At 69.2% G+C, this 6667-nt stretch carries 8 protein-coding genes; 3 read left to right on the top strand and 5 right to left on the bottom strand.

Translation table 11 applies throughout. The annotated features are described in order from the left end of the window. Positions 1 to 276: 276 nt before the first annotated feature. Positions 277 to 1410 (top strand): serine hydrolase domain-containing protein, encoded by a 1134-nt coding sequence (locus E1266_RS34360; RefSeq protein WP_243719252.1) that lies wholly within the window; start codon positions 277 to 279, stop codon positions 1408 to 1410. Between the two features lie 31 nt (positions 1411 to 1441). On the opposite strand, the gene E1266_RS34355 is transcribed toward E1266_RS34360, so the two are convergent. The 3 genes from E1266_RS34355 to E1266_RS34345 form a co-directional block, all read right to left on the bottom strand. Further along, positions 1442 to 3196 carry a WD40 repeat domain-containing protein gene (locus tag E1266_RS34355; protein ID WP_132054299.1) on the bottom strand — a complete coding sequence of 585 codons (1755 nt, stop codon included), beginning with the start codon at positions 3194 to 3196 and terminating at the stop codon, positions 1442 to 1444. A 234-nt stretch (positions 3197 to 3430) separates the two neighbouring features. Beyond that, on the bottom strand, positions 3431 to 3643 hold the full coding sequence (locus tag E1266_RS34350; protein WP_132054297.1) for a DUF397 domain-containing protein: 213 nt from the start codon (positions 3641 to 3643) through the stop codon (positions 3431 to 3433). Then, positions 3640 to 4458 carry a helix-turn-helix transcriptional regulator gene (locus E1266_RS34345; RefSeq protein ID WP_165966321.1) on the bottom strand — a complete coding sequence of 273 codons (819 nt, stop codon included), beginning with the start codon at positions 4456 to 4458 and terminating at the stop codon, positions 3640 to 3642. The genes E1266_RS34350 and E1266_RS34345 overlap by 4 nt, the downstream gene beginning before the upstream one ends. Positions 4459 to 4609: 151 nt before the next feature. Between E1266_RS34345 and E1266_RS34340 the strand changes: the two genes are divergently transcribed. Together E1266_RS34340 and E1266_RS34335 are read left to right on the top strand one after the other, a co-directional pair. Further along, a complete protein-coding gene (locus tag E1266_RS34340) occupies positions 4610 to 4840 on the top strand; it encodes a hypothetical protein (RefSeq protein WP_132054293.1) in 231 nt (76 codons plus the stop codon). A 103-nt stretch (positions 4841 to 4943) separates the two neighbouring features. Continuing rightward, positions 4944 to 5246, top strand: coding sequence for a hypothetical protein (locus E1266_RS34335; RefSeq protein ID WP_132054291.1), 303 nt, complete (start codon positions 4944 to 4946; stop codon positions 5244 to 5246). A gap of 80 nt (positions 5247 to 5326) precedes the next feature. Here the strand turns inward: E1266_RS34335 and E1266_RS34330 are convergent, their stop codons facing one another. Beyond that, entirely contained in the window at positions 5327 to 5737 is a 411-nt protein-coding gene (locus E1266_RS34330; RefSeq protein ID WP_132054289.1) for a hypothetical protein, read from the bottom strand. 229 nt (positions 5738 to 5966) lie between these two features. Then, a complete protein-coding gene (locus E1266_RS34325) occupies positions 5967 to 6563 on the bottom strand; it encodes a hypothetical protein (protein ID WP_132054287.1) in 597 nt (198 codons plus the stop codon). Positions 6564 to 6667 lie beyond the last annotated feature (104 nt).

The following is a 6667-nucleotide window of genomic DNA, read 5'->3' as shown; positions in this document are numbered from 1 at the left end:
GGTCTCAGCGGTTCCCGGAAACCGGCCGCGCACCCCATGCGCAGCCGGTTTCCGGGAACCGCTGAGACCTGCGCGGGGTCTACCGGGCTCTGGGTTTTCCTCCGTGGACGGCGGTCTACCAGCACCTAGCCCCTGACCAGCAGCGCCGGGCATCCCAGCCTCCGCACGACCTCTGACCAGAGCGGAGGTGCGCAACACGGCGGGTGCGGTTTTCCGCAGGAGGTCGGGCGGTCGTCCCCATGGGAGCGACGGGGTACGGCTCCGTAGCTTCCTCCCATGATCAGAATCTCTCGTTGGACGGCGTTCGCGGGCGTGGCAGCGGCGGCCATCGCGGTGTCCACGGCCGTCCCCGCGACTCCCGACACGACGACGGCGCAGGCCCGTTCGAGCATGTCGTCCGAGGACGGCTTCCAGCAGACATTGGACGACCTGGTGGCGGCGGAGGCGGCCACTGCCGTCCTGCTCCGCGTGCGGACGGCCGACGGCGAGTGGTCCGGCGCAGCGGGCGTGTCCGACGTCCGGTCCGGACGTCCCGCCGACCCGGCCGGGTACTTCCGAATCGGCAGCGTCACCAAGACGTTCGCGGCGACCGTCCTCCTCCAACTCGTCGACGAAGGACGGCTGCGGCTCGACGACCCCGTGGCCAAGCACCTGCCCGGCGTCGTCCCGGACGGCGAGCGCATCACGGTGGGGCAGGTCCTCCAGCACACGAGCCTTCTGCGCGACTACATGAGCGACCCGGGATGGTCCACCAACCGCTGGCGGGGGACGGAACGGTTTCGCAGCTACAAGCCGGACCGGCTCCTAGCGCAGGCGTTCCGGACCCCCGCCGAGAATCCCCCGGACGTCACCTGGAAGTACTCAAACACCAACTACGTGGTCGTCGGCCGGTTGATCGAGGAACTGACCGGGCGACCGTACGGAAAGGAGGTGGAACGACGCGTCCTGCACCCACTCCGCCTGACCCAGACGAGCGTGCCAGGCAACCGGCCCGGCCTCCCCCGCCCACACGCACACGGCTACGCACTGCTGCCGGACGGCCGCACCGTGGACGCCACCCGCATGAACCCGTCCCTGGACTGGGCGGCAGGCGAAATGATCTCCACCACCCGGGACCTCAGCAGATTCCTCGACGGGCTGCTCGGAGGACGCCTCCTGTCCCCCGCAATGCTCCAGGCGATGCGCACCACACACCCCACCAGCGCCGGGTTCGCCTACGGCCTGGGCCTCCAGGAGTACCCGCTGCCCTGCGGCAACAGCATGACCGGCCACAGCGGCCAGCTCATCGGCTACACGACCTACGCCCTGCGCTCCGACGACGGCCGCCAGATGAACCTGTCGATCAACCTGGGCCCCAAGCCACCCTCGACCGAAGCCCTCTACGCCCTAGCGAGCAAGATCTTCTGCTGACGCTCACCCAGGACGGCCCGGCGGGGTCGTGCTAGCGGCGGGCGAGGAGGAGATCTCTGCGGCACGCGACCAGGAGGTCACCGTCGGGCGTCCAGGCGAGTGCGGTAGCGGCGTAAGGCAGAGTCAACGTATCGACGGCCGTCCTTGCACGGAGGTCGAAAATGCGCACCAGACCGTCCATGCGGGCCACGGCGGCCAGGGGGCTCCCGTCCTCGCGAATCGCCACGGCGGTGACCTGTTCACGGTTCTCGGAATCGAGATGCCATGTGGTGCCGGTGCGGAGGTCCCTGATACGCGCCACGTGCCCGCGCACTGTGGCGACCGCCGGCCCTCCGTCCAACTGGACGAAGGCGTGTACACGTTCGAGCGCTTCCATGGCATCGCCGACGGGCGTGGCCATCGGGACGTCACCCGAGAGGTCCCACAGTTGGAAGGGGCCGAACGCGCGGCTGACGGCGGCCACGGGGCGTCCGCCCATGAGACCGACCGCGACGCCGTCGGGTTGATGCCGCCCTGGGATATCGCCGAGCCGCTCGCCGCTGGCGACGTCGGTGAGGCACAGCGTCGCGTCGCAGCCGGCGGTCAGCGTGACCGGCCGCCCGTCCAGGACCGCGGTGACGACGATGCGCACCTCACCGCGATGGTCCACGATGACGGGCTGGTCCCCGCCGCCGTCGATCCACCGGTGCAACGCGTCATCGGTGGTCCCGTGCAGATCACCGCCGCCTGCCACGACGGTGACACCGTCACCGGCCGCCACCGCCGCGACCGCCCGGACCGGTGCGGGCAGCGCGCCGACGACCGGCCCCCGCCCGTGCCCCGGCCGCCACCAGCCGACGGTGCCGTCCGTACCACCGGCGACGACACCGCCGGGCGCCACGGCCACGCACGTGATGGTGCTCGTGTGACCGGTGCCGTGATGCGGCGGCTCAGGCCCGACCCGCCAGACGCCGATGGCCTCGTCGGGGCCGGAAGCGGTGACCAGACCGCCTGGGCCCTCGCTCGCCAGCGCGCACCAGCCGGTCGGTCCGACCACGGGCTGCCCCACCGGCCGGCGGGCATCGACGTCCCACAGGTGCACCGCCTCGTGATCGCTGATGGCTGCCAGTCGACGGCCGTCCTCGGTGACCACGCCCACGATGTCCTGCGTCATGTGATGGCCGCTCGTCCGGCAGACGAGCCTGCGTTCTGAGACGTCCCACACCTCCACGCCGTCCTGCCACGAGAGCAGGGCGACCAGGGCGTCCCCGTCCGGCCAGGTTGCGATCTTCCGAACGTCCGCGGTGGCGGAGAGGCTGCCGATCCGCACGCCCGGTTCCAGGTCCCAGAGCCCTACGTCCTCGCCTGCGACCGCCGCCACGGCGCGGTCGCCGAGGAGGACCACCGCCACGGAATGGAGCCGTTCCCCGGTGTCGACCACCCGTGCTTCACCGGTGGTCAGGTCCGTGACGCGGATGGTCTGGTCCCAGCCGACCGAGACCACGGCCGGTCCGTCCCGCAGCGCCGCGGTCGCCAGCCCCTGCACGACGTCCCGATGACCGGCGAGCCCGTCCAGCACCACCCCGGACTCCAGGTCGATCAATTGCGGTGTATCGCTCCAGCCGCAGGTGACGGCTGCGGTCCGGCCGTCGACGACCGTGACGACGAGGTGCCTGCCGCCGACCTCTTCAACGGTGCGCACCAGCTCGCCGGTCGCGGCATCCCATATCCGCACCGCCGTCGCGGCGCAGTCATGGGTGTGCGGCCGGGCGCAATCGCCGTCGTAGTGCGGCTCGCTAGCCGTCACATAGACCGGCACCCCATGGACCACGGCGCTGACGACGGCGTCGCCGCGAATGCCCGGAAGGACTCGACGCAGACGAGGATCGTCCCCCGCACTCGTCGCCCACACAACTCGCACCGCAGAAAGCTACAGGCCGACCTCCCGGACGAGCCGACGAACACCAGCCACCGTCGCGCGTCCCGGCGCCGACCACACGCCCGGCGCCTCATCCGGCTCTCTCTCGTCAACGCGCGAAGGCTAACGCCTTACGTCATACTCGGACGCCTTCACCCGATCGGCGAACACCCGCCAAGCCGCAGCACCAAACGCCAGGCTCGGCCCGTCCGGATCCTTGGAATCACGCACGGCCACAGCAGGGGCAAGAGCCGCGACCTCCACGCATTCACCGCCCTGGTGTCCGCTGCGACTGCTCTTCCGCCAAGGGACGCCCGACAGGTCCGAAGTGCTCATAGCCGCTCCATCGCGTCTCGGATCATGGCCAACGACTCCTCGACGGAGAGCGTGTGACCTTGGACCAAGTCCCACGTTACGGCTTGCAGCGCGACCCTGTCTCGCTGCTTCAGCAGCATCCCCTCGCCTGACGACTCCGTGTAGGCGATTTCTGGTCCGTCCTCGAAACCAAGGAGGATGAAGCTTCCCGTCAAACCAGCGTGATATCCCGTGTCGTACGGGACGATTTGCAGTTGACACCTTTCGCGTCGTCCCATCTCCAGCAGATGAGTGAGTTGGTCATGCATGACTTCCTTACCGCCCACGTTTCGACGGATGACGCTCTCGTCCAATACGAGGAAAGTGTGTGGAGGATCGTCCTGCTCGAAGATCGACTTCCGCTCCATGCGCTCGGCGACGAGTTTCCCTGTAGCGGAGCCCATGGTCGTACTGATGATCGTGTTTGCGTAGGCTTCCGTCTGGAAGAGTCCGCTGATCAGGTTAGTGCTGAAGACGCGGATGTGGTTGGCCTTCTCCTCGTAGCCGAGGTACTCCGGGAAGCCCGGCGGCAGGATGCTGAGGTGCCGCGTTTCGTTGATTCGCCCCCATAGGCGGGAGAACAGTCCGTCCACCTGGAAGAAGGTGTCGAGGGCGTTGGCGAATTCTTCGGACGGCAGGTTCTTGCACAGCTCGACCTGGCCGACATAGGAGTCGGCGAAGCCGAGCTTCTCTGCGAGGTCCTTCTTGCTGAGACCGGCCTGCTTTCGGCGCCATTCGAGTTCCTTCGCGAAGGTGACGATGGCGGGTCCGTCGTAGGGCTCGGATCGGGCGGGCATGGCGACCTCCGGGGGGCTGCACCCGTGTGCCGGGTGCGGACGATCTTGCCTGCGGTGCATTGCCGGTGGTGTTCGGTCGATTTCTCAGCATAGTCGAGCGTGTGAGGGTGGTCACACGAAATGGCGATCGGTACGGGTCAGAGGGAACTCGATGAACACGCAGATGCAGGTGGATGAGCAGGAGCTGGGGCGGCTGCGGGCCGACTTCGAGGGGTGGCGGATCTGGCGGGCCGTCAAGCAGGACGGGCGGCTCGGTGAATGGGTCGCGAGCCTGCACGACCCGCGCGTGGGCGTCGAGCCGACGCTGATGTACCCCACGGCGCCGCTGCTGCGGGCCGCGCTGCTCCGGCAGGCCGAAAGAGCACAGGCCCGGAACCGGTGAACCGGCGGTGGCGCGGTCGCCACCGTCCTCGAAGCGCGGCGCGGCCGGTGGACGTCCCCCCGGGCCCACCGGCCGCGCCGTCCCATGGAAAGAGGTGTGTCTCATGGGCATGCAGGTCAACAGCCAAGTGGTCTCGGCACCGTCCAACGAAAGGCGTGTGCACCTGGACGCGCTGCGGGCGGCGATCGATACGCGGCGGGAGCTGGCGTGCGGGGTGGTCGAGCGGCGCGGAATGACCTGGGTGAGCGTCGTCGGGTTCGGCGGGGCGCGGCGCCCGGTCGAGGTCGGGTGCGACTACGTCCGGTCGGCGTGGTGGTTCGCCTGGGACGACGGGCGGCCGATCGTCCCCGCGCACAACGTCCGCCGGGCCGTTGACGTGCTCACGCGTGAACTGCTGACGCCGTGAGCGGTCAGGCCGAGGCTCGTGACCGGGCGGCGGTGTCGAATGCGAGCACCGCCGCCCTCAGCCGTCGTGTGCCGGTACGGCTACTTCCACTCGAACACCCTGGTCTCGGTCTTGCCGCTGGCGTCCGCGTCGTATTCGAAGACGGCGGCGATCTTGTTCAGGCGCGCGAACGTGCCGGAGGCGCCCCGGTAGAAGATCGCGCCGCGGAACGAGGTCGCGCCGTCGTTCAGGAGCTCTCCGACTCCCGTGCCCGTCCAGACGACGGTCTCGCCGCCGCCGGACATCGTGCAGCCCTGGCCTTCGCCGCGCAGGACGCCGTCGGCGCCGAGGACCGACACGTACGTCCCCATGTCCACGACCTCTTCGTCGAGAAGCCGGCCGCGGGTCTCGAAGGAGACCTCGACCCTCGCTTCCCCCTGCTCGGTCGGCGGCAGCACGCGCGTCCCCGTGACCTGCCCGGTGTCATGGCCCAATTGCTCCCCCAAAGCCATCTTCATCTCCCCCTATCCGGATGGCTTATTTCCAGTCGAACACCGACCCCGTTCCCGGTCAATGTCGTCGGGGCGTGCGGAAGTCACCCTTGTTCCCCACTCTTCGGCAAGAGGGATCTCCATCGGCGACGGCGCGAAAATCCCGGCCAAAGGCCCAAGGGCGCCACCGGCCGCGGTCGTGAGCACCGCGGGCCGGGTCGGCCTCAACAAGTGCGGCCTGCACTGACGCTCAGCGGCCGGGGAGCGGCAGCAGATCGGCGTGCCTGACGACGTAGTCGCCCTTGGTGACCGGGGCGAAGGCCGCGGGGCCCATGCAGGTCCCGGCCCTGCCCTCGCCCCAAGTGCCCTCCTCGTCCTGGTCACCGTTGACGACCGACCAGGAGAAGCCCATCCGGTCATGCCGACCGTCGTGGACGCTGAAGCCGAGCCGTTTGCCGATCTGGTCCTTGATCGGCTCATCGGCATGGGTGACGACCGCGGTGAGGGTGGCGTTTCCGGGGCTGGTCACGAGGCAGTCGACCCTGGCCCGCGACCGCACGGTCCACCCCTCCGCCGGAGAGTGGTGAGAGATCTTCACGGTGCCCTCCGCGTCGGTCGGCAGCCCGTCGGGTGCGCCCGGCTTGGGCGACGAGTACGGGACGGCACGGGCATCGAAGGTGAAGGTGCGCACGTCCCGGTCAGGCCAGTACGTGAGACGAATCTGCGCCGACCCTGACACGCGCGCCGACTTGGCCGCCGCCACGGGGATGGGTTCCGCAACTGCGGGAGCGGCCGTGACCGCGATGGCGACCCCGGCAAGAACCGCGATCCTGATGGTGCTGAGCATGGGGGCTCCGTTCACTCGGCAGCCGGACCCAGGCGGCCCGGCCCCCTCATGCTCCGACCGGGCATCACCCTGTCTCTTATAAACATCTCCGAGCCCAAGAGACG

Origin of the sequence: Actinomadura sp. 7K534 (assembly GCF_004348575.1) — a bacterium.
Classification (GTDB): Bacteria; Actinomycetota; Actinomycetes; order Streptosporangiales; family Streptosporangiaceae; genus Spirillospora; species Spirillospora livida.
This window is presented reverse-complemented; position numbering and strand designations above follow the sequence as displayed.

What these genes read in the sequence shown, in the direction of transcription:
- E1266_RS34325 (WP_132054287.1), bottom strand. Translation starts at nt 6,563, where the DNA reads ATGCTCAGCACCATCAGGATCGCGGTTCTTGCCGGGGTCGCCATCGCG.
- E1266_RS34345 (WP_165966321.1), bottom strand. Translation starts at nt 4,458, where the DNA reads ATGCCCGCCCGATCCGAGCCCTACGACGGACCCGCCATCGTCACCTTC.
- E1266_RS34335 (WP_132054291.1), top strand. Translation starts at nt 4,944, where the DNA reads ATGGGCATGCAGGTCAACAGCCAAGTGGTCTCGGCACCGTCCAACGAA.
- E1266_RS34360 (WP_243719252.1), top strand. Translation starts at nt 277, where the DNA reads ATGATCAGAATCTCTCGTTGGACGGCGTTCGCGGGCGTGGCAGCGGCG.
- E1266_RS34350 (WP_132054297.1), bottom strand. Translation starts at nt 3,643, where the DNA reads ATGAGCACTTCGGACCTGTCGGGCGTCCCTTGGCGGAAGAGCAGTCGC.
- E1266_RS34330 (WP_132054289.1), bottom strand. Translation starts at nt 5,737, where the DNA reads ATGGCTTTGGGGGAGCAATTGGGCCATGACACCGGGCAGGTCACGGGG.
- E1266_RS34340 (WP_132054293.1), top strand. Translation starts at nt 4,610, where the DNA reads ATGAACACGCAGATGCAGGTGGATGAGCAGGAGCTGGGGCGGCTGCGG.